We start from the raw sequence: 18,834 nt of genomic DNA on the forward strand, positions 1-18,834 counted from the left end.
AACACCATCAGAATGCGGGGTAGGATCCGGCAGGAGGCGTGCCCGCCATGAACCAGAACAAGACCGTCCCGACAGGGGCCAGCGTTGCAGACTTCCTTGCCGGTGTGGAACCTGCCCGCAAGGCGCAGGAAGCGCAGGACCTGGATGCCCTGTTCCGCCGGGCAACCGGGTTCGAGCCGCAGATGTGGGGCGACTCCCTTGTCGGCTACGGACGCTATCATTACCGCTACCGGACCGGCCGCGAAGGCGACTTTCTCGCCACCGGCTTCTCCCCCCGCAAGGCGCGCCATTCGATCTACATCATGCCGGGCTACCAGGACTACGGCGCCCTCCTGGCCCGGCTGGGCAAGCACAAGCTGGGCAAAAGCTGCCTTTACGTGAACAAGCTCGCCGATATCGACCTGGAGGTTCTGGCGGAACTAGTCCGGGCCGGGCTCAGGGATCTGGACGCGATCTGGCCGGTGCAGCCGGCTTGACGCACCGGGGCTTTCATCTTTCCGGAATAGACCCGCGCCGCCAGGCGCGTCAGCCGAGCCGAAACTGGACAAACCGTGGCCCGTGTGACAAGGCAACGGCAACAGGAGACTCGTGATGACCACCACCCGTTTTGCCCCGTCGCCGACCGGCTATATCCACGTCGGCAACCTGCGCACCGCGCTGATGAACTATCTGATCGCCCGCAAGGCCGGCGGCACCTTCATCCTGCGCATCGACGACACCGACCCGGAGCGGTCCAAGGAAGAATACGTCGATGCCATCAAGCAGGACCTGGACTGGCTGGGATTGGCCTGGGACAAGGTGGAGCGCCAGTCCGAGCGGCTCGACCGCTATGTCGCCGCTGCGGATAAACTGCGCGACATCGGCCGCTTCTATGAGGCGTTCGAGACCCCGGTCGAGCTGGACCTGAAGCGCAAGAAGCAGCTCAACATGGGCAAGCCGCCGGTCTATGACCGCGCCGCGCTGGCGCTCCCGGACGAAGAAAAGGCCAAGCTGCGCGCGGAGCGCGGCGACGGCGTGTGGCGCTTCAAGCTGGACCATCAGCGCATCGAATGGACCGACGGCATCCTGGGCGATATCTCCATCGACGCGGCCTCGGTCTCCGACCCGGTGCTGATCCGCGGCGACGGCCAGTTCCTCTACACGCTGGCGTCGGTGGTCGATGACACCGAAATGGGCGTGACCCATGTGGTGCGCGGCTCCGACCACGTCACCAACACCGCCACCCAGATCCAGATCATCGAGGCCCTGGGCGGCACCGTGCCGTCGTTCGCGCACCATTCGCTGCTGACAGGCCCGCAGGGCGAGGCGCTGTCCAAGCGCCTGGGCACCCTTGCCCTGCGCGACCTGCGCGAAGCCGGCGTGCAGCCGATGGCGCTGCTGAGCCTGATGGCGCGGCTGGGCTCGTCCGACCCGGTGGAGCTGCGGTCGGAAATGGCGGAGCTGATCGACGGCTTCGATATCAACCGCTTCGGCGCTGCGCCGACCAAATTCGATGTCGAGGATCTGTATCCGCTGACCGCCCGCCACCTGCAGTCGCTGCCGCTGGAGGCCGTGCAGCCGCATGTGGACGCGCTGGGCGTGCCGGCAGAGAAGCACGCGGCGTTCTGGGCCATGGCCAAGGAAAACATCACCACGCTCAAGGATCTGGCCGGCTGGTGGGAACTGTGCCGCGACGGCGCCGAGCCGCTGATCGCCGACGAGGACAAGGACTTCATCGCCGCGGCCATGCCGCTGCTGCCCGAGGCGCCCTATGATTCCGAAAGCTGGGGCAAATGGACCGCCGCCGTAAAGGAGGCGACCGGCCGCAAGGGCAAGGGCCTGTTCATGCCGCTGCGCAAGGCCGTCACCGGCATGGAACGCGGCCCGGACATGAGCGCGTTGCTGGCGCTGATGGAAAAGGTCCGCGCCCGCGGATGATTGGCGATTGCCGGGACGTGACACTGCCAGGAAGTGACAGAGGCGGCGCCGGAAGGCGCCGCCTTTTCCTTGTGCGGGCGGCTCCCGCCCGCTGAAGCTGCATCAAAGATGCCGCAGCAGCAGTTGGGCCGGGCGCCGCGCAGGGCGCGGCGCTGCACCGCGCCCTGCGCGGTGCCAGGCCCAACGGGGCATGGTGCAGCTCGCCTGCGCCGGAACCGGCGGGAGGACCCCGGCCGGCGCAGCTGCTTTGCGCGGCCGGCTCAGCCCCAGGTGCCGCTCTTCAGCTCCTGGCGCATGTTCTTGGCAGCCATTGCCATGTCCGGGTTCGTATGCTCGCCAAGCGCATCCAGGGACTTTTCCATCCAGCGCATGACCGATGGCGCATCACTGCCGGAGCGGGCAATCGGGGGAAAGGCGCAGTGCAGCAGCTGCCGCGCGGTCACCGGCGGCACATTGACATTGGGATAGGCGGCCTCGCGGGGGCTGCTGGTTTCGTCAGCGGGAGTGTTCTCCCACAGCAGCCGTTCCAGCCGTCCCATGACCTCGATTGCGGTGCCGGGATCATTGATCCCCGGCGACAGCGCTTTCTGCGCGGTCTCTGCCAGCAGCGACAGGCCAAAGGACGGGTCCTGGTCGAAGCTGCGCACATCCCCGATGTCGATTGCGGCAGAAGCGGCCTTGCAGAACTCGCTGTCCCCGGAGCCGGCCCAGGCCACCGGCTGGCCGCGCAGGACATATTCGCCCGGCGCCCGCGCCAGGGTGATCTGCGTGCCGGCCTCCGCGGCCAGGTCATTGAGCTGAGCCAGCCCCGCAAAGCGCACAAAACCGCTTTTGGCGGCGGGGATATCGACAGCGCCTTCGGGTTTGGCATCCTGGCGCGCGCACAGCCCGCCCAGGCAGGGTTTCTTCATCCGGGCGCGCAGGCTGGTGCGGGCGCGGGTTTCGATCAGCCGCAGGGTGTGGTCCATGCTGCCGAGGCTCGACAGGTGATCGATCCAGCGCAGGATGGCGCCGACAATCAGGATCACCACGATGATGGTCAGGCCGAACACCACAAACGCGCCTTCCACCGTGTAGTAACCCGCCCGGAACAGAATCACGCCGCTGAGCGAATAGATGAACCCGCCGACAAAGGTCGCCAGCACCCGATGGGTGACGGTGTCTTCCAGCAGCAGCCGGTAAACCCGCGGCGTCGCCATGGAGGCCGCGGTGCGGTAGGTGCTGACCATGACGTTGAGCGAAAACGTGGTGACCGCCAGCATGCCGGAGGCGAGGATCGTCAGCACCGGCAGTACCGCCTCGCGCCCGAAGTCCTCGCTCAGATTGTCCGGCAGCAGCGGTTTCGCCAGCGGTGCCAGCAGCAGGGCCAGCAGGGAACCAAGGGATATGAGAACAACCCTGAACCAGAGCTGCCGCGCAATCCGGCCGAGGTGCAATAGCGCCTTTTCCATCATGCCCCCAAGACTATCCGGCGCGCCTCTGTGCTGTCGATCAGATCATCAAACAATTTGCGCTCCGCCGCGGTGACCGGCTGATGGCGCGGATAGCGCGGCGCGGCCCGGTCGTCGAGGACCGGGGCGTCCCAGCCGTCCGTGGTGGCGATGAAATCCCGCACGCCTGCCGCGCCGAACACCCGCAGATAGCCCTGCAGCACCACATCCAGGTAGCTGAGCAGGATCGGGTGTTCGCCGGTGGCGCTGTTCTGCTTGGCCGCTGCGACCGCATAGACGGATATCTCCGGAGCCCCCTCCAGCCCGTGCTGCACCCTGTCCGAGGCAAGCAGCCGCTCATAGGCGAACTCGCGTTCGTCGAGCGCCGCCCAGTCGGCCCCCGGCACCTCGGCAATCAGCCCGTCGATCGTGCTGGCTTCACATGGAACCGCCGACAGAAACGCCACCTCGCGCAGGTCCGTATGCACCCAGGCGCGCCGCCAGCCGCGCAGCCGGGCCGGGCGGGCGCCGCCATAGCCATGCGTTGCCGTATTCACCAGGCTGCCGTAGCCAAAGAAATAGGGGGCTGTCATCCGCTGCGTCCTTCCGCCGTATTTCCGGTTATTGATGTATGTCAAACCGCTTTTTGCCGGTTCATGCAATAAGCGATGCAGTGAAGCTGCGGGAGCAACCCATGCGGATTACCAAAAGGACCAACATTGCGGTGCGGCTGCTGATGTATTGCGCCGCCCATGAAGACCGCCTGGTGACCAAGGCCGAGATCGCCGAATGCTGCAACATCTCGGAAAACCACCTGGCGCAGGTGATCAACCAGCTGAGCCAGCTTGGCTATCTGGCGACCCAGCGCGGCCGCAACGGCGGCATGAACCTGGGCAAGCCGGCGGCGGAGATCCGGATCGGCGACGTGTTCCGGGATGTCGAGGGCAACCTGCCGATGGTGGAGTGTTTTGCCGATGCCGACAATACCTGCCCGCTGTCCGGTGCCTGCCGCCTGAAAGTGGCGCTGGCGGACGCGGCCCAGGCTTTCTATGCCTCGCTGGACGACATCTCCCTGGAAGCGCTGGTCTGCGGCAACCACGACCTGATACGCATCCTGCAGCCGGTGTCCTGCGGCGTCCGCTAAGGCTGCCGCCGCTCCGGTCATTCGCGGGCGCGCAGAACGCGGGCGGGCTTGGCCGCCAGCGGCCGCAGCGCAAAGGCCAGCCCGGCCAGCAGCGTGGTCAGCACCCCGCCTGAAATCACCATCAGCGCGTTGGGCCAGATCACCGTGTACCCGGTCTCGAACACATAGGCGTTGATCGCCCAGGCCCCGGCAATGCCGGCCGCCAGCGCCACCAGCCCCGCCGCCGCGCCCAGCAGGGCAGAGCGCAGGGCAAAGCTTGCCAGGATCTGCCTGCGCGGCGCGCCCAGCGTCTTCAGCAGCGCCGCCTCATACCGCCGTGCAGGCTCTCCGGCTGCCGCCGTTCCCAAGAGCACCAGAAAACCGGTCAGCAGCGTTGCCGCGGCGCCATAGGCGGTGGCGGCGGCCAGCTGGCGCAGGATGTCCGACACCCGGTCAATGGCGTCGCGCATTCGGATCGCGGTGATATTCGGCATCTCCCGCGCCAGATCGCGCAGAATCGCCGCCTCGGCCTGTTCCTCGGCATAGACGGTGGCAATGAAACTGTGCGGCGCCCCGGCCAGCGCGGCCTCGTTCAGCACCATCACGAATCCCATGCCCGCGGTGGAGAAATCCACATTGCGCAAACTGGTGATGGTGCCGGTGATATCGCGGCCCAGGATGTTCAGCGTCAGCGTGTCGCCCAGGCTCAGGCCCATTTCCTCTGCTTCCTCGGCGGCAAAGCTGATCTGCGGCGTGCCGGTGTAATCCTTGGGCCACCATTTCCCGGCCGTGACCTCGGTACTGGCGGGCCGGGCCGCGGCATAGGTGATGCCGCGGTCGCCGCGCACCACCCAGTGGTCGCCTGCGACCTCGGTAGCCGGCACGCCGTTGATCCGGGTCAGCACCCCGCGCAGCATCGGCGCGTTTTCCACCCGGGTCACGGCGGGGTCATTCTCGACCCGCTCCAGGAAGGCGGGCATCTGGCTGCGCTGGATGTCGACAAAGAAATAGCTCGGCGCCACGTCCGGCAGGTTGCCGGCTATGGCGCGGCGCATGTTGCCGTCGATCTGGCCGATCGCCGCCAGCACCGTCAGCCCCAGCCCCAGCGCCAGCACAGCCGGCACCGCGCCGTCGCGCGCACTGCCGATGGAGGACAGCGCCCAGCGAAGGGCAGGCCGCCCGCGGGAGGCTTGGGCGCCCCGGCGGGCCAGCAAGCCGATGCCCAAGGCGGCGATCAGCAGCACCATCAGCGCCCCCATCAGCCCGCCCGCGGTCCACAGGGTGAGGCGTGCCGAGCCGCTGAACCAGGCGGCCAGCCCCACCAGTGCGGCCAGCGCCAGCGCGGTGGCCAGCAGATAGCGCGGCGCCGGCAGCCGCGTGCGGCTGGCAAAGGCATCGCGGAACAGGGAGGCCGCACGGATGCGCTCGGCCCGGGCCAGCGGCCAGAGCGCAAAGATGAAGGCGGTCAGCACGCCGTATATGGCGGCCTCGGCCAAGGCAGTCGGGTAGATCGAGAACACCGCCGGGAACGGCAGCTGCGCCGCGATCAGCGGCCCCAGCAGCATTGGCATCAGCCCGCCCAGCACCAGCCCGATCCCCACCCCGATCAGCGTCAGTGCGCCGATCTGCAGGAAATAGGTGAGGAAGATCGTCTGCCGCTCCGCCCCCAGCGTGCGCAGGGTGGCGATGGTCGCGGTCTTGGTGGCCAGATAGGCGCGCACCGCAGCGGAGACACCAACCCCGCCCACCGCCAGCCCGGAGAGGCCCACCAGCACCAGAAATCCGCCCAGGCGCTCGACAAAGGAGGTGATCCCCGGCGCGCCGTTCCGCGCATCCCGCCAGCGCATGCCGGTGGTTTCAAACCGCGCCTCGGCCTCGGCCTGCAGCGTGTTCAGATTGCTGCCCGCGGGCAGCTCCATCCGGTATTTGGTATCAAACAGCGTGCCTGGCACCAGCAGGCCGGAGTCTGCCAGATCCCCGGTCCGCACCATGGTGCGCGGCCCCAGCTCGAAACCGGAGGCCGCGGCATCCGGCTCCAGCGCGATCACCGCGGTCAGCGCAAAATCCTGGGTGCCCAGCCGGAAGGTATCGCCGGGCTGCAGCCCGAGCCTGTCCGCCAGCACCCGGTCCATCACCGCGCCGGGCAAGCCGTCCGCGCCCTCCAATGCCGTGTGCAGCGGGATATCCGGCGACAGCTTCATTTCGCCTTTCAGCGGATACAGCCCGTCCACTGCCTTCACCTGGGTCAGCCCGCGCTCCTCGCCCACCGTGGCCATCGAACGGAACTCGGCAATCTCGGAATAGCGCAGCGCGGTCCGGTCCAGCCAGGCGCGTTCGTCCTCATTGGCAAAACGGTAGGTGAAGTTCAACTCGGCATCGCCGCCCAGAATGGTCGCGCCTTCGCGCGACAGCCCGGTTTCGATCGAGGCGCGGATCGAGCCGATGGCGGCAATGACCCCGACCCCCAGCGCCAGGCAGGCCAGGAAGATGCGGAAGCCCCTGAGCCCGCCGCGCAGCTCGCGCAGGGCAAAGCGCCAGGCGAGGCGGAGGGCGGCGGCATTCATTCGGCGGCCTCGCGCGCGGCCGCTGTGTCCACCCGGCCGTCGCGCAGGCGCACCACCCGGTCGCAGCGCGCGGCCAGCTCCGGCGCGTGGGTGACCATCACCAGGGTGGCACCGTACCGGTCGCGCAGGCCGAACAGCAGCTCCATCACCGCTTCGCCATTGGCCTCATCCAGGTTGCCGGTCGGCTCATCCGCCAGCAGGATGGCGGGGCGCGGCGCCAGGGCGCGCGCCAGCGCCACCCGCTGCTGCTCGCCGCCCGACATCTGCGCCGGGAAATGGCCAGCACGGTGGCCGAGGCCCACCGCCTCCAGCTCTGCCTGGGCGCGGTCAAAGGCATCCTTGACGCCCGCCAGTTCCAGCGGCGTTGCGACATTCTCCAGCGCGGTCATGGTGGGGATCAGGTGAAAGCTCTGGAACACCACCCCCATGCTGCTGCGGCGGAACCGGGCCAGCGCGTCCTCGTCCATCGCGGTCAGATCCTGGCCCAAAGCGGACACGCACCCGCCGGTCGCCTGCTCCAGCCCGCCCATCAGCATCAGGAGCGAGGATTTGCCGGATCCGGAAGGCCCCACCAGCCCCAATGTCTCGCCCCGGCGCACGTCCAGCGAGATTCCGTGCAGAATCTCCACCGGGCCGGTATTGCTATTCAGGGTCAAGGACGCATCTTTCAGATGCAGAACGGGGCTGCTGTTGTCTGTCATCGGGCCTGCCTGTTGGATCCACCTATCGGATATGGAGTGTTTGCCGCGATGCACAAGGTACTGGCACTGTTGAGTTTGCTGCTTTTTGCGGGCGCCGCCTGGGCGGAACCGCTGCGGATCACCGCGCTGGGGGACAGTCTGGTGCAGGGCTACGGCCTGCCGCAGGGGCAAGGTCTGGTGCCGCAATTGCAGCGCTGGCTCACCGAAAACGGCGCCGAAGTGGAACTGCAGAACGCAGGTGTGTCCGGCGATACCACCGCCGGCGGCGCCGAACGCGCCGGGTGGACGCTGTCGGACAATCCCGACGGGCTGATCGTGCTGCTCGGCGGCAATGACCTGCTGCGCGGGCTGCCGCCCGCAGAGGCGCGCGCGAATCTGCGGTACATCCTGCAGGCGGCCGAGGGCAGGGGGATCAAGACCCTGCTGATCGGTCTGAAGGCGCCGGGCAATTACGGGCCGGACTACAAGGCCGCATTTGATGCGATCTACCCGGAGCTGGCTGCCGAGTTCGGCGCGGTGCTGCATCCGGACGCATTTGCCGGCATTGCAGTTGAGGCCGGCGGAGACCCGGCTGCGGCGCAGGCCTATATGCAGGACGACGGCATCCATCCCAATGCCCTGGGCGTGGCGCTGAACGTCGCCGCGCTGGGGCCGGCAGCCCTGCGGCTGGTTGCGGCGATACGCCGGTAAAAACAGCCCCGGCAGGCAGGGCTGTTTGAAATCTCTCAGGCGTGATCAGAAGATCCGGATCAGGAGACCAGTGCGATATCCACCGCGGACTCGCGGCCGTCCCGGCCCGCGCGCAGCTCGTAGGTCACTTTCTGATTGTCCGCCAGGCCGGTCAGCCCCGATCGCTCAACTGCGGAAATGTGAACAAAAATGTCCTTGCCGCCATCATCGGGTGCAATAAAACCATAGCCTTTGGTGGTGTTGAACCATTTGACGGTGCCTGTCGCCATCGTCGTGTACTCCTAAGTCGTCTCAATTCCCTGCCCGCTTCATGCGGCAGTCCGGCAAGGTTCTGCAGATGGTCATGACCGCGCCGGTAAAGCGGCAGTAATCGCATTCGCGTAACGCTGCGGTGACAAATTTGAGTATGAATCACCCCTGGTGCAAGAAAAATACTGAATGACGCGGGGTTTCCGGGCCGATTCCGGCATGACTGTGCCTAAAGAACTGTCACAACCGTGCCGAGAGGAACCCGCTCATACAGGTCCATCACGTGATCGTTCATCATCCGGATGCAGCCGTTGGAAACCGAATGCCCGATGGTCTGCGGCTGGTTGGTCCCGTGGATGCGGAAGTAGGTATCGATCCCGTTCTGAAACAGATACAGCGCCCGCGCGCCCAGCGGGTTGTCCGGTCCGCCCGGCTGGATATAGTCATTGTCGACAAACTTGGCATAGGCCCGCGGGTCGCGTTCGATCATCTCGTCGGTCGGGCGCCAGGTGGGCCAGACCTTCTTGCGCTCGATCACCGCGCGGCCGGTGAATTCCAGCCCGGCCTTGCCGACGCCGACGCCGTACCGCACGGCCTTGCGCGTGTCGGTCACGAAATAAAGGTAATAGGACCTCGGCAGCACCAGAATCTGGCCGGGCGCGAAATCCTTTCTGATGCGGACTTCCTGAGGCGTGGGATCAAAGGGGGCTGGGTCTTTCTTCCGGGCCAGGGCGGGCAGCGGCAGCAGCACAGCCGCGGCAGCCGCAGGGCCAAATCTCAGAATCTTCCGGCGTGAAATCATGGCAATACCCCTGAACGTTCGTTGCACCACCTTGTCATCTTCCGGCGCAAAGCGCAGCCGGTCAACGGGTTTCCGCAGACCGGCCGGCAAGTGTTGCACGAGCCGTTGCCGCCAGTCCCGTTTGCGGATTTGCGGCGGCGGCACAGGGTGCCTTGCGCCGCCGCCTGCGCCCGCTATACCGGGCGGCACCGCAATCGGAGGAGCCGCCATGGGCGCCAAGACCCTGACATGCCTGGCCTGCGCCCGCTTGAACCGGGTGCCTGAAGACAAGCTGGGCAAAGGCGCCAAGTGCGGCGTCTGCGGCGCGGCACTGTTGCCGGGCAAGCCGGTGGACGTGGATCCTGCCATTCTGCAGAAGGCGGTTCAGAACGATGACCTGCCGCTGGTGGCGGATTTCTGGGCCCCGTGGTGCGGCCCCTGCCGGGCAATGGCGCCGGAATTTGCCAGCGCCGCCAAAGCACTGGGCAGCAAGGCCAGGCTGGTCAAGCTCAATACCCAGACGCACCCGTCCGCCGGCGCGCGGTACCGCATCCGCGGCATCCCGACTCTGGTCGCCTTTGAGCGCGGCAAGGAGAAGAAGCGGCAGGCAGGGGCGATGCCTCAGGCCCGGATCGTCAGCTGGCTGCGCAGCTAGGAGGCCGGTTGTCCTGCCCGCGGGCTGCAGGTCAGAACAGGCGCGGTCCCAGATTGCGGGGGGAGCCGGACGCAGAGCCGGTCTCGCTTTCCGAGCGTTTGCCGGTGCCGCCCGGACCGCTGCTGAGCCAGAAAAGGAACGCAAGCATGATCAGCATCAGCAGTGCAGCGGCAAGCGGATAGAGCAGCAGGATCAGCCATACCGGCCAGCTGCCGGCAAGGCCTGCGGCAATGGCCAGCACAAGGCCGCCCAAGGCTCCGAACACCGCGCTCACCCAAGCCATTTGCGTTCCCTTCGTTCCTGCTCCCTCGGGGCAGAGTACGGACATGGGGGCCGCGAAACAACTGCGCAAAGGGTCAGGCTGCAAGCCTTCCGGATAGAGCGGCGGCAGCATCACTGCGCCAAAGGCGGCATGTTCCCAGCCGCACGCGCCCCGGCTCAGGCCGTGGCAGGGGCCTGGTGCTCCGGCTGCTGCCGGTCACGGGCTGCGCCGCGCCAGGCCAGAGCCGTGATCACCAGCAGCGCCACTGCGGTGCCGGCCGCCGGATAGATCAGCAGCCCCGCCCACAGCGGCAGGCCGGCCGCCACGCAGCCCAGCACCGCCGCAGCCATGCCTGCAATCATTCCCAGAACTATACCGGCCCAAGCCATGACGCCTCCGCTTTCCAGCATTCGGTGCCCCCCCGGGGGACCCGTTGCTCACCCCCAATCTTCCGGCCAAGTTTGTTAGAAAAAGGTTAAGATTGTGGCGGCGGGCGTTTACTGCCGCGAAAAATGGCATTCCGGGGCTATTTCGAGGTCAGCGCCACCCCGTCCTTGGCCTTGGGCATCTTGCCCTTGCCCTGTTCCAGCACATGCGCCAGTTCATGCGCCAGCAATTCAGTATCCTTGGCGAATGCGGGTTTCATCACGTAGATGTTGTTGCCGACGGTAAAGGCCTTGGCTTTCAGCTCCCTGCAGACGTCCTTGGCATTGCCGTCCACATGCACCCGCACCTTGCCCAGATTGCCGCCGAAATGCGCCTCCAGACCCTTGCGCAGGTCGCTGGGCAGCTTCTTTTCCGTGGTGCCTTCCGGCTGGGTCTTCAGCTTCTTGCGCTTGGCCTTTTTGCCGTTGAGCGCCTCGATATGTGCCTTCACCTCTTCCGGATTCAGGGCCATGGGGGATCCTTTCCAACGCTTGAGCCGACAATGCGCGCGAGGGCGCGCCTGAGGCGATGGTAGCGCCGGACGGGGAAAAGGCGAGTTCGCACCGGCCCGCGTCTGGCCTTCCGGTCACGCCGGAGGCGTGCGGCGGAGCCAGGAACCGTTTCTTGCCACTTCTTTCGCAGTGAAAACACTATTGCTGATGCGGCAGGATCCGCGCAAAGAACCCATTGGCCCGCGTCCGAAAGCAACGGCCCGGAAAAAAATGGGGTTTTCTTGCCTTGCCCAGGCTTCAAGAAGGCCGGCGCGGGCCTCCTTTCGCTCTTGAAATGAGCGTGCTTTTGCCTGGGCGCGCAGGGACAGCCAGTTTTGCACGATGGCTGCCGCTGCGGAACCCAGACCGAAGGCTCCCAAGTGTGGAAGCCAATCCGTTACCGGACAAACTTCTTGTGCTTCAGGCGCTTGGGCTCCAGCGCGTCGGGACCCAGGCGGCGCTTCTTGTCCTCTTCGTAGTCTTCGAAGTTGCCCTCGAACCACTCCACATGGGCGTCGCCCTCAAACGCCAGGATGTGGGTGCAGATCCGGTCGAGGAAGAAACGGTCGTGCGAGATCACCACGGCGCAGCCGGCAAAATCCACCAGCGCGTCTTCCAGCGCCCGCAGGGTTTCCACGTCCAGGTCGTTGGTCGGTTCGTCAAGCAGCAGCACGTTGCCGCCCTCTTTCAGCAGCCGCGCCATGTGCACGCGGTTGCGCTCACCGCCGGACAGCAGCGACAGTTTCTTCTGCTGATCACCGCCCTTGAAGTTGAACGAGGAGCAATAGGCGCGGGAATTCACCTGCGCGTCGCCCAGTTCGATGATCTCGGCGCCGCCGGAAATCGCCTCCCAGACGGTTTCATTGTCATCCAGGTCATCGCGCGACTGGTCGACATACGACAGCTTCACGGTGTCGCCGTAGGTCACAGTGCCTTGGTCGGGCTGCTCCTGGCCGGTCAGCATGCGGAACAGGGTCGATTTGCCGGCGCCGTTGGGGCCGATCACGCCGACGATGCCGCCGGGCGGCAGGTCAAAGGTCAGGCCCTCAACCAGCTGCTTGTCGCCGTAGTGCTTGGAGATGCCTTCGACGTCGATCACCTTGGACCCCAGGCGCGGGCCGTTGGGGATGACGATCTGGGCGCGGGTCAGCTTCTCGCGCTCGGACTGGCTGGCCAGATCGTTGTAGGCGTTGATCCGGGCCTTGGATTTCGCCTGACGCGCCTTGGCGCCCTGGCGCATCCATTCCAGTTCGCGCTCCAGCGTCTTCTGCTTGGATTTGTCTTCGCGCGCTTCCTGCGCCAGACGCTTGGCCTTCTGCTCCAGCCAGGCGGAATAGTTGCCCTCGTAGGGAATGCCGCGGCCGCGGTCGAGCTCCAGGATCCAGCCGGTGATGTCGTCCAGGAAGTAACGGTCGTGGGTGACGCAGAGGATGGTGCCCTTGTAGTCGATCAGGTGCTGCTGCAGCCAGGCGATGGTCTCGGCATCGAGGTGGTTGGTCGGTTCGTCGAGCAGCAGCATGTCGGGGGCTTCCAGCAGCAGCTTGCACAGCGCCACGCGGCGGCGTTCACCGCCCGACAGGTTGGCGATCTCGGCGTCATCCGGCGGGCAGCGCAGCGCCTCCATCGAGACGTCGATCTGGCTGTCCAGGTCCCACAGGTTCTCGGCGTCGATCTTGTCCTGCAGCTCGGCCATTTCCTCGGCGGTCTCGTCCGAGTAGTTCATCGCCAGCTCGTTGTAGCGGTCCAGGATGTCCTTCTTGGCCTTGACGCCCAGCATGACGTTTTCACGCACCGTCAGGCTCTCGTCCAGCTTCGGCTCCTGCGGCAGATAGCCGACTTTGGCGCCTTCGGCGGCCCAGGCCTCGCCGGTGTAATCCTTGTCGAGGCCGGCCATGATCTTCATCAGCGTGGACTTGCCGGCGCCGTTGACGCCGACAACACCGATCTTCACGCCGGGCAGGAAGGACAGGTGGATGTTTTCAAAGCATTTCTTGCCACCCGGGTAGGTCTTGGAGACACCCTGCATGTGGTAGACGTACTGGTAGGAGGCCATGTGATTGCTCCGTTAAGGGGGGGATTTGCTGGCTGGTGTGATAGCGGAAGGGCGGCGGCGGGGCAATGCGGGATGCGGCGCCGCAGGAAGGGGCTGCCAGTACATCACCCGCACACATCCCCCATGCACCGGCAAAGACTGCCCGCCCGTGTTCGGCAGGGGGCAAGGTATCAGGGCCGCCGGCCGCAAGACCCCTCGGAACTTGCGCGGCAGTCTTCTTTTTGAACACAAGGCTGCTGGCTTCCTGCGATGGCCGGGGAAACCTGCCAGGGGGCAGGCCTGCCGCCGGCAGCGCTCCGCGTCCGCGCCGCTGCCGTACCGCGCCCGCAGGGAGGGCTGCGAAGGACGGCCGCCGCCTGGAAGCACACACCGTCCGGCCCGGCCCTGGCGTTGCGAGGGATTTCAGCCCCTCACAGCTTCCACTTCTTCTTGACGCTGTCAGGCACCGGGTAAACCAGTTTGCGGTCGTCGAAATGGTGGCATTTGATGCCTTCGCTGTTCTTGCGCGGCTCGCGCACATACTTCATGCAGGTCTTCAGCGCTTCGATGATCTTGGCGTCGGTCTTGGTCGAGATATCCACCGCCTGGCCCGAGAGGTGCCGTGATATCTGGTCCCATTTGGCCTTCTTGAACATGCAGGCAACAAAGCCCTTCTTGTCGCCGGCCTGCACAAACCCGTCCAGCTCCAGCCGGAAATCCTCGTTGTTGCGCAGGTATATGTAGATCTTGCCGTGCTCCAGATGGCCGTTCCAGCCCTTGTACATGGCGTTGGCCTGGCCGGTCTTGTCGCGCAGCCCCGACACCACGTTGATGGTCTGCCCGTAGTAGGAGGACACCTCGAACAGCACGTTGAGGATGACTTTTTTCACGCCTTGGGTTTTGCCTTCCAGCCGTCCGGGTTTGCACAGGCCGCCGGTGTCGATGGTCTTGATGACATCCTCGGCCGCCTTCTTTTTGGCCTCCTTGGCGGCTTTTTCCGCCGCTAGCTTGGCCGCCTTCTGCGGGTCTTCGCCCTTTTTCTCGCCCTTTGCGAAATAGCTGTCGTACAGCGAGTTGGCATAGTCTTCGATGTCGGTCAGCAGCGCGGCCCAGCCGCTTTGATCCAGGGATTTGGACTTGGCTTCCTTCATCACCGCTTCCTTGGCGGCTTTCACGGCCTGGGCCTTGGCTTCTTCCTTGGCCTTTTCGTCCTTCTTGTCCTTGGCTTTCTGCTCGGCCTTGGCCTTGGCCGGGCCTGCGTTCAGCTTCTTGATGGTGTTCTTGCCCGGGTCGATCCGGCAGTCGGGCTTGAAGCCGCAGACCTCCTGCTGGAACAGGCCGATGGTCTTTTCCAGCACCGGCGTCGGGGTGCCATCAACCTTGAGCTTCTTGAAACCGGCATTGGCCGCAAAGGCATTCAGCAGCTGCTGCACGGCTTTGACATCTTCGGGCAGGTTCTTGCCCTTGCGCCCGACAGAGGCGGAAAGTTTGGTAACCATGGTAAACTCGCAATCAATGAACAGCGCTGGCCAAAAACGACCGCGCAAGAAAATTTTACTACGCCGGGCGGTTTCAGGCAATCGGCAGGGTGGCGGCGGCAGAACCCGCAAGGCCGGCGATTGATCTCCCCGGAAAACTGTGCGCATCAAGGCGGTTATGGTTTGCAAGCTGCCGCATATCCGCCCGGGCCAGAGCGTCGGGCTGTTGGGAGGGTCCTTTGACCCGCCGCACAGCGGCCACGCGGCGATTTCGCAGGCTGCGCTGAAACGGTTCGGGCTGGACCAGCTGTTCTGGCTGGTCTCCCCCGGCAATCCGCTGAAGGCGCGCCAGCCTGCGCCGCTGGAGCGGCGGATCAGCGCCTCCAGGGACCTGATCCGGCATCCGCGCATCCATATTAGCGGCATCGAGGCGGAGCTCGGCACCCGCTATACCGCCCAGACCCTGCGCCATCTGCGCCGCCGCCATCCCGGCGTGCGCTTTGTCTGGCTGATGGGCGCCGACAACCTCACCCATTTCCACCGCTGGAAGGACTGGCAGCAGATCCTGGAGACGGTGCCGGTCGGCGTTCTGGCCCGGCCGAATGACAGGATCTCGGCGCGGTTTTCGCCGGCCGCCCGGATCTACCGCCACGCTCTGCTGAAGGGCAGTGAAAGCCACCTGCTGGCACAGGCCACGGCGCCTGCCTGGTGCTTTGTCAACGTGCCGATGGTGGATGTCAGCTCGACCGAACTGCGCGCCCGCGGCGAATGGTCAGCGGCGCAGCAGGGCTGAGGCCAGGCCGGCGCTCAGCACCACCGCCAGCCCGGCCCAGGTCCAGGCGTCCGGCAGCTGGCTGAACACCGCCCAGCCCAGCCCCACGGCCGCCACCAGCTGGAAATAGACCATCGGCGCCAGTTTCACCGCCTGCACCCGGCCATAGGCAATGAGCAGCAAGAGGTTTCCCGTCATCGAGAACGCCGCGCTGCCGGCCGTCAGCGCCGCGGTGGCGGGGGAAAACTCCGGCAGGCTGGCAAGGCCCAGAGGCAGCATCAGGATGGCGGCAAGCAGGAGCTGCGCCAGGCTCAGCTCCAGCGGCGTTCCGGCATGCGCCAGCCAGCGCGAGCTGGTCAGGAACCCGCCGTAGAAGCAGCCCGCCAGAACTGCCCACAGCAGGTTCGCCGAGCCGCCAAAGCCCGGCCGCACCACCATCAGCACGCCGGCAAACCCCAGGGCCATCAGCAGGCTGCGCGCAGCCGTCGCCTGTTCGCGCAGCAACAGCACCGACAGAACATAGCTCACCACCGGGCCGATGAAGAAGGCGGCAAAGACATCGGCCAGCGGCTCGGTCATCAGCGCCAGCTGGATCGAGAAGATGCCGCCGGTCAGCAGCCCGGCCCGGAGCCACAGCCGCCAGTCGCGCAGGAGCGCATAGGCCCGGCGCGGCACAAAGGGCAGGATCAGCACGGTGCCGATGGAAAACCGCGACCAGGCAACAAAGGCCGGCGTGGCGAGCCCGCCGCCGGTCAGCAGCTTCCCGCACAGGTCGCCCGCGGGGATCATTGACATGGCCGCGAACATGAGGATGACTGCCTGAAACATGGCTGCCAGCGGTAGCAGGACTTGCCACAAGGAAAAAGCCCGGACCTTGCGGCGCATTGCCGTGGATCGGGGATTGAACAAGAGCAGCGCCCGACCTTAAAAATGAACAAGATGACTTCACGCCGGACATTCCTCCTTTCCGGGCTTGCCGCGCTGGCGGGCTCTGCCGCGCTGGCCAATGCGCCTGCCGTTTCGCTGCGCCCCGTGGCGCGCAAGGTCAGCTCGCTGGCGGCCGGGTCCGACGGGCTCCAGGCGCTGCTGGCGCGGGCCAAGCTGCCGGGCCATGCGGTCTGCGCGGTGGCGGATGCGAAGACCGGCAGGCTGCTGGAATCTTCCGGCGGCGCCGAGGCGCTGCCGCCCGCCAGCGTCGCCAAGGCGCTGACCGCGCTTTATGCGCTGGACGTGCTGGGCGCGGATCACCGGTTCGAAACCCGTGTCCTCGCCACCGGCGGTGTTGCAGGCGGTGTGGTCAAGGGCGACCTGATCCTGGCCGGCGGCGGCGATCCGGTGCTGAACACCGACCACCTGGCGCTGCTGGCAAAGGCGTTGAAGACTGCCGGCGTGCGCGAGGTGCGGGGCAGGTTCCTGGTCTGGGACGGCGCGCTGCCGGAGGTGCGCTCGATCGACCCGGACCAGCCCGACCATGTCGGCTATTCGCCGGCGGTTTCCGGCATTGCGCTGAACTTCAACCGGGTGCATTTCGAATGGAAGCGGGCCTCCGGCGGCGGCTGGGCCATCACCATGGATGCCAGGACCGAGAAATACCGCCCCGAAGTCGCCACCGCCCGGATGAAGATCGCCGCCCGTGCGGTCCCGGTCTACACGTATGCGGAAAAGGGCGGGGTGGACCATTGGACCGTGGCCGGCAAGGCGCTGGGCAAGGGCGGCGCCCGCTGGCTGCCGGTGCGCAATCCGGGCGCCTATGCGGGCGATGTGTTCCGCACCCTGGCACGGGCCAACGGCATCACGCTGGAAAAGCCCGAACAGGCCAGGTCGCTGCCGCAGGCGCAGCTGCTGGCGCAGCATCACAGCCCGCCGATGGACGTGATGCTCAAGGCGATGCTGAAATACTCCAACAACCTGATGGCCGAGATGATCGGCATGTCCGCCAGTGCCGCTCGTGCCGGGCGGCCTGCCTCGCTCAAGGCCTCCGCCGCTGAGATGAGCCGCTGGGCGGCGGAGGCATACGGCATGTCCGGCACCCGGCTGGTGGATCATTCCGGCCTTGGCGGGGACTCGCGGATGACGCCGGGGGATCTCACCGGCGCGCTGGTGGCCGCGTACCGGTCCGGCCAGCTGAAGCCGTTGCTGAAGTCCTTCCCGATGCGCGATGCCAATGGCCGCCCGGTCAAGGGCCACCCGATCAGGGTGGCCGCCAAGACCGGCACGCTGAATTTTGTCTCCGGCCTTGGCGGCTTCATGACCGCCGCCGACGGAACCGAGCTGGCCTTTGCCATCTTCACCGCCGACGAGAAGACCCGCGGGCGCCTGACCCGGGCGCAGCGCGAACGCCCGCCCGGCGCCCGCAGCTGGAACCGCCGCGCCAAGCAGCTGCAGCAGCAGCTGATCGAACGCTGGGGCGCCGTCTACGGCAGCTGAACTGGTCTGGCGCAAATTCCGTTTTCTGGACGTTTCCCGCGGACCAGTTTGCAGGCAGACCGTCAGCGGCAGGGCTGCCTGCCGGGATTGCAGAGGACCAGACCATGACCGACCGCACCAACGAACACGGCCAGCCCATCGGTGCGCCGCTGCCGGACTGGCAGGGCGCGCGCCTGCCCGGCCGCACCGGCATGGCGGGGCGCTACTGCCGGGTGGAACCGCTGGATGCCGCGCGCCACGGCGCGGATCTGTTTGCCGCCTTCAGCCAGGACAGCAGCGGCGCGATCTGGACCTATATCCCCTGGGGCCCCTTCAGCACGGAGCAGGAGCTTCGTGCCTGGATCCAGGGTGCCGGCGGCGCTGATGCGCAGCCGTATTTCGCCATCGTCAACGGCGTCAGCGGCCGGGCCGAAGGCGTTGCCAGCTACATGCGGATCAAGCCGGAGCACGGCGTGATCGAGGTCGGCGGCATCACCTATGCGCCCGCCCTGCAGCGGACGCCCGCCGCGACCGAGGCTATGTTCCTGATGATGGCGCGGGTGTTCAACGATCTGGGCTACCGCCGCTATGAATGGAAATGCGACGCCCTGAATGCGCCCTCCCGCCGCGCGGCGGAGCGGCTGGGGTTCACCTATGAGGGGCTGTTCCGGCAGGCCATCGTCTGCAAGGGCCGCAACCGCGATACGGCGTGGTATTCGGTGCTGGACGGGGAGTGGCCGCGGCTGGAGGCGGCCTTTCAGACCTGGCTTGACCCGGCGAATTTCGATGCTGACGGGCAGCAGAGGCAGAGCCTGCGCCAGCTCAGAGCGGCGCAAGCGATAGAATAAGCGGTCCGG

Annotated in this window: 20 protein-coding genes; 8 read left to right on the forward strand and 12 right to left on the reverse strand. The window is 66.3% G+C overall.

Annotated features, from left to right (window positions below; translation table 11 throughout):
• Nucleotides 1-47: 47 nt before the first annotated feature.
• Nucleotides 48-476, forward strand: a complete 429-nt coding sequence (locus tag OKQ63_RS02870) for a DUF1801 domain-containing protein (RefSeq protein ID WP_264212464.1) — start codon at nt 48-50, stop codon at nt 474-476.
• A gap of 115 nt (nt 477-591) precedes the next feature.
• Entirely contained in the window at nt 592-1,917 is a 1,326-nt protein-coding gene (gene gltX, locus OKQ63_RS02875; RefSeq protein ID WP_264212465.1) for a glutamate--tRNA ligase, read from the forward strand.
• Between the two features lie 260 nt (nt 1,918-2,177).
• Here the strand turns inward: gltX and OKQ63_RS02880 are convergent, their stop codons facing one another.
• Nucleotides 2,178-3,371, reverse strand: coding sequence for a DUF2254 domain-containing protein (locus tag OKQ63_RS02880; protein WP_264212466.1), 1,194 nt, complete (start codon nt 3,369-3,371; stop codon nt 2,178-2,180).
• Nucleotides 3,368-3,940, reverse strand: coding sequence for a gamma-glutamylcyclotransferase family protein (locus OKQ63_RS02885; RefSeq protein WP_264212467.1), 573 nt, complete (start codon nt 3,938-3,940; stop codon nt 3,368-3,370). Before OKQ63_RS02885 ends, OKQ63_RS02880 begins: the two co-directional genes overlap by 4 nt.
• Before the next feature lie 101 nt (nt 3,941-4,041).
• On the opposite strand from OKQ63_RS02885, the gene OKQ63_RS02890 reads away from it, so the two are divergent.
• Nucleotides 4,042-4,491, forward strand: a complete 450-nt coding sequence (locus tag OKQ63_RS02890; protein ID WP_264212468.1) for an RrF2 family transcriptional regulator — start codon at nt 4,042-4,044, stop codon at nt 4,489-4,491.
• Nucleotides 4,492-4,508: 17 nt separating this feature from the next.
• On the opposite strand, the gene OKQ63_RS02895 is transcribed toward OKQ63_RS02890, so the two are convergent.
• Together OKQ63_RS02895 and OKQ63_RS02900 are read right to left on the reverse strand one after the other, a co-directional pair.
• A complete protein-coding gene (locus OKQ63_RS02895) occupies nt 4,509-7,034 on the reverse strand; it encodes an ABC transporter permease (protein ID WP_264212469.1) in 2,526 nt (841 codons plus the stop codon).
• Complete coding sequence (locus tag OKQ63_RS02900; RefSeq protein ID WP_264212470.1) at nt 7,031-7,735, reverse strand: ABC transporter ATP-binding protein; 705 nt, start codon at nt 7,733-7,735, stop codon at nt 7,031-7,033. The genes OKQ63_RS02895 and OKQ63_RS02900 overlap by 4 nt, the downstream gene beginning before the upstream one ends.
• Nucleotides 7,736-7,783: 48 nt before the next feature.
• Here OKQ63_RS02900 and OKQ63_RS02905 point away from each other — a divergent pair, with 48 nt between their 5' ends.
• The gene (locus tag OKQ63_RS02905) at nt 7,784-8,425 is read left to right on the forward strand and encodes an arylesterase (protein ID WP_264212471.1); all 642 of its coding nucleotides are present in this window, start codon (nt 7,784-7,786) and stop codon (nt 8,423-8,425) included.
• A 59-nt stretch (nt 8,426-8,484) separates the two neighbouring features.
• On the opposite strand, the gene OKQ63_RS02910 is transcribed toward OKQ63_RS02905, so the two are convergent.
• Both OKQ63_RS02910 and OKQ63_RS02915 read right to left on the reverse strand, forming a co-directional pair.
• The gene (locus OKQ63_RS02910; protein WP_264212472.1) at nt 8,485-8,694 is read right to left on the reverse strand and encodes a cold-shock protein; all 210 of its coding nucleotides are present in this window, start codon (nt 8,692-8,694) and stop codon (nt 8,485-8,487) included.
• A gap of 209 nt (nt 8,695-8,903) precedes the next feature.
• Complete coding sequence (locus OKQ63_RS02915) at nt 8,904-9,476, reverse strand: L,D-transpeptidase (protein ID WP_264212473.1); 573 nt, start codon at nt 9,474-9,476, stop codon at nt 8,904-8,906.
• Between the two features lie 208 nt (nt 9,477-9,684).
• On the opposite strand from OKQ63_RS02915, the gene trxC reads away from it, so the two are divergent.
• Nucleotides 9,685-10,110, forward strand: coding sequence for a thioredoxin TrxC (gene trxC, locus OKQ63_RS02920; protein ID WP_264212474.1), 426 nt, complete (start codon nt 9,685-9,687; stop codon nt 10,108-10,110).
• Nucleotides 10,111-10,141: 31 nt separating this feature from the next.
• On the opposite strand, the gene OKQ63_RS02925 is transcribed toward trxC, so the two are convergent.
• From OKQ63_RS02925 to OKQ63_RS02945, 5 genes are all read right to left on the reverse strand, one after another.
• Entirely contained in the window at nt 10,142-10,393 is a 252-nt protein-coding gene (locus OKQ63_RS02925; protein ID WP_264212475.1) for a hypothetical protein, read from the reverse strand.
• Nucleotides 10,394-10,548: 155 nt separating this feature from the next.
• Complete coding sequence (locus tag OKQ63_RS02930; protein ID WP_264212476.1) at nt 10,549-10,782, reverse strand: hypothetical protein; 234 nt, start codon at nt 10,780-10,782, stop codon at nt 10,549-10,551.
• A gap of 116 nt (nt 10,783-10,898) precedes the next feature.
• Nucleotides 10,899-11,270, reverse strand: coding sequence for an eCIS core domain-containing protein (locus tag OKQ63_RS02935; RefSeq protein ID WP_264212477.1), 372 nt, complete (start codon nt 11,268-11,270; stop codon nt 10,899-10,901).
• Between the two features lie 416 nt (nt 11,271-11,686).
• Nucleotides 11,687-13,342: an energy-dependent translational throttle protein EttA gene (ettA, locus tag OKQ63_RS02940; protein ID WP_264212478.1), complete on the reverse strand. Its 1,656-nt coding sequence runs from the start codon at nt 13,340-13,342 to the stop codon at nt 11,687-11,689.
• 410 nt (nt 13,343-13,752) lie between these two features.
• Nucleotides 13,753-14,820: a peptidoglycan-binding domain-containing protein gene (locus OKQ63_RS02945; protein WP_264212479.1), complete on the reverse strand. Its 1,068-nt coding sequence runs from the start codon at nt 14,818-14,820 to the stop codon at nt 13,753-13,755.
• Between the two features lie 157 nt (nt 14,821-14,977).
• Here OKQ63_RS02945 and OKQ63_RS02950 point away from each other — a divergent pair, with 157 nt between their 5' ends.
• Nucleotides 14,978-15,592, forward strand: a complete 615-nt coding sequence (locus OKQ63_RS02950) for a nicotinate-nucleotide adenylyltransferase (protein ID WP_264212480.1) — start codon at nt 14,978-14,980, stop codon at nt 15,590-15,592.
• Here the strand turns inward: OKQ63_RS02950 and OKQ63_RS02955 are convergent.
• Complete coding sequence (locus tag OKQ63_RS02955; RefSeq protein ID WP_434086032.1) at nt 15,572-16,378, reverse strand: DMT family transporter; 807 nt, start codon at nt 16,376-16,378, stop codon at nt 15,572-15,574. The genes OKQ63_RS02950 and OKQ63_RS02955 overlap by 21 nt on opposite strands.
• A gap of 132 nt (nt 16,379-16,510) precedes the next feature.
• On the opposite strand from OKQ63_RS02955, the gene dacB reads away from it, so the two are divergent.
• Nucleotides 16,511-17,998 carry a D-alanyl-D-alanine carboxypeptidase/D-alanyl-D-alanine endopeptidase gene (dacB, locus tag OKQ63_RS02960; RefSeq protein WP_264212482.1) on the forward strand — a complete coding sequence of 496 codons (1,488 nt, stop codon included), beginning with the start codon at nt 16,511-16,513 and terminating at the stop codon, nt 17,996-17,998.
• 104 nt (nt 17,999-18,102) lie between these two features.
• Nucleotides 18,103-18,825: a GNAT family N-acetyltransferase gene (locus OKQ63_RS02965; protein ID WP_264212483.1), complete on the forward strand. Its 723-nt coding sequence runs from the start codon at nt 18,103-18,105 to the stop codon at nt 18,823-18,825.
• The last annotated feature ends 9 nt before the right edge of the window (nt 18,826-18,834 follow it).

This window comes from Leisingera thetidis (assembly GCF_025857195.1).
Classification (GTDB): Bacteria; Pseudomonadota; Alphaproteobacteria; order Rhodobacterales; family Rhodobacteraceae; genus Leisingera; species Leisingera thetidis.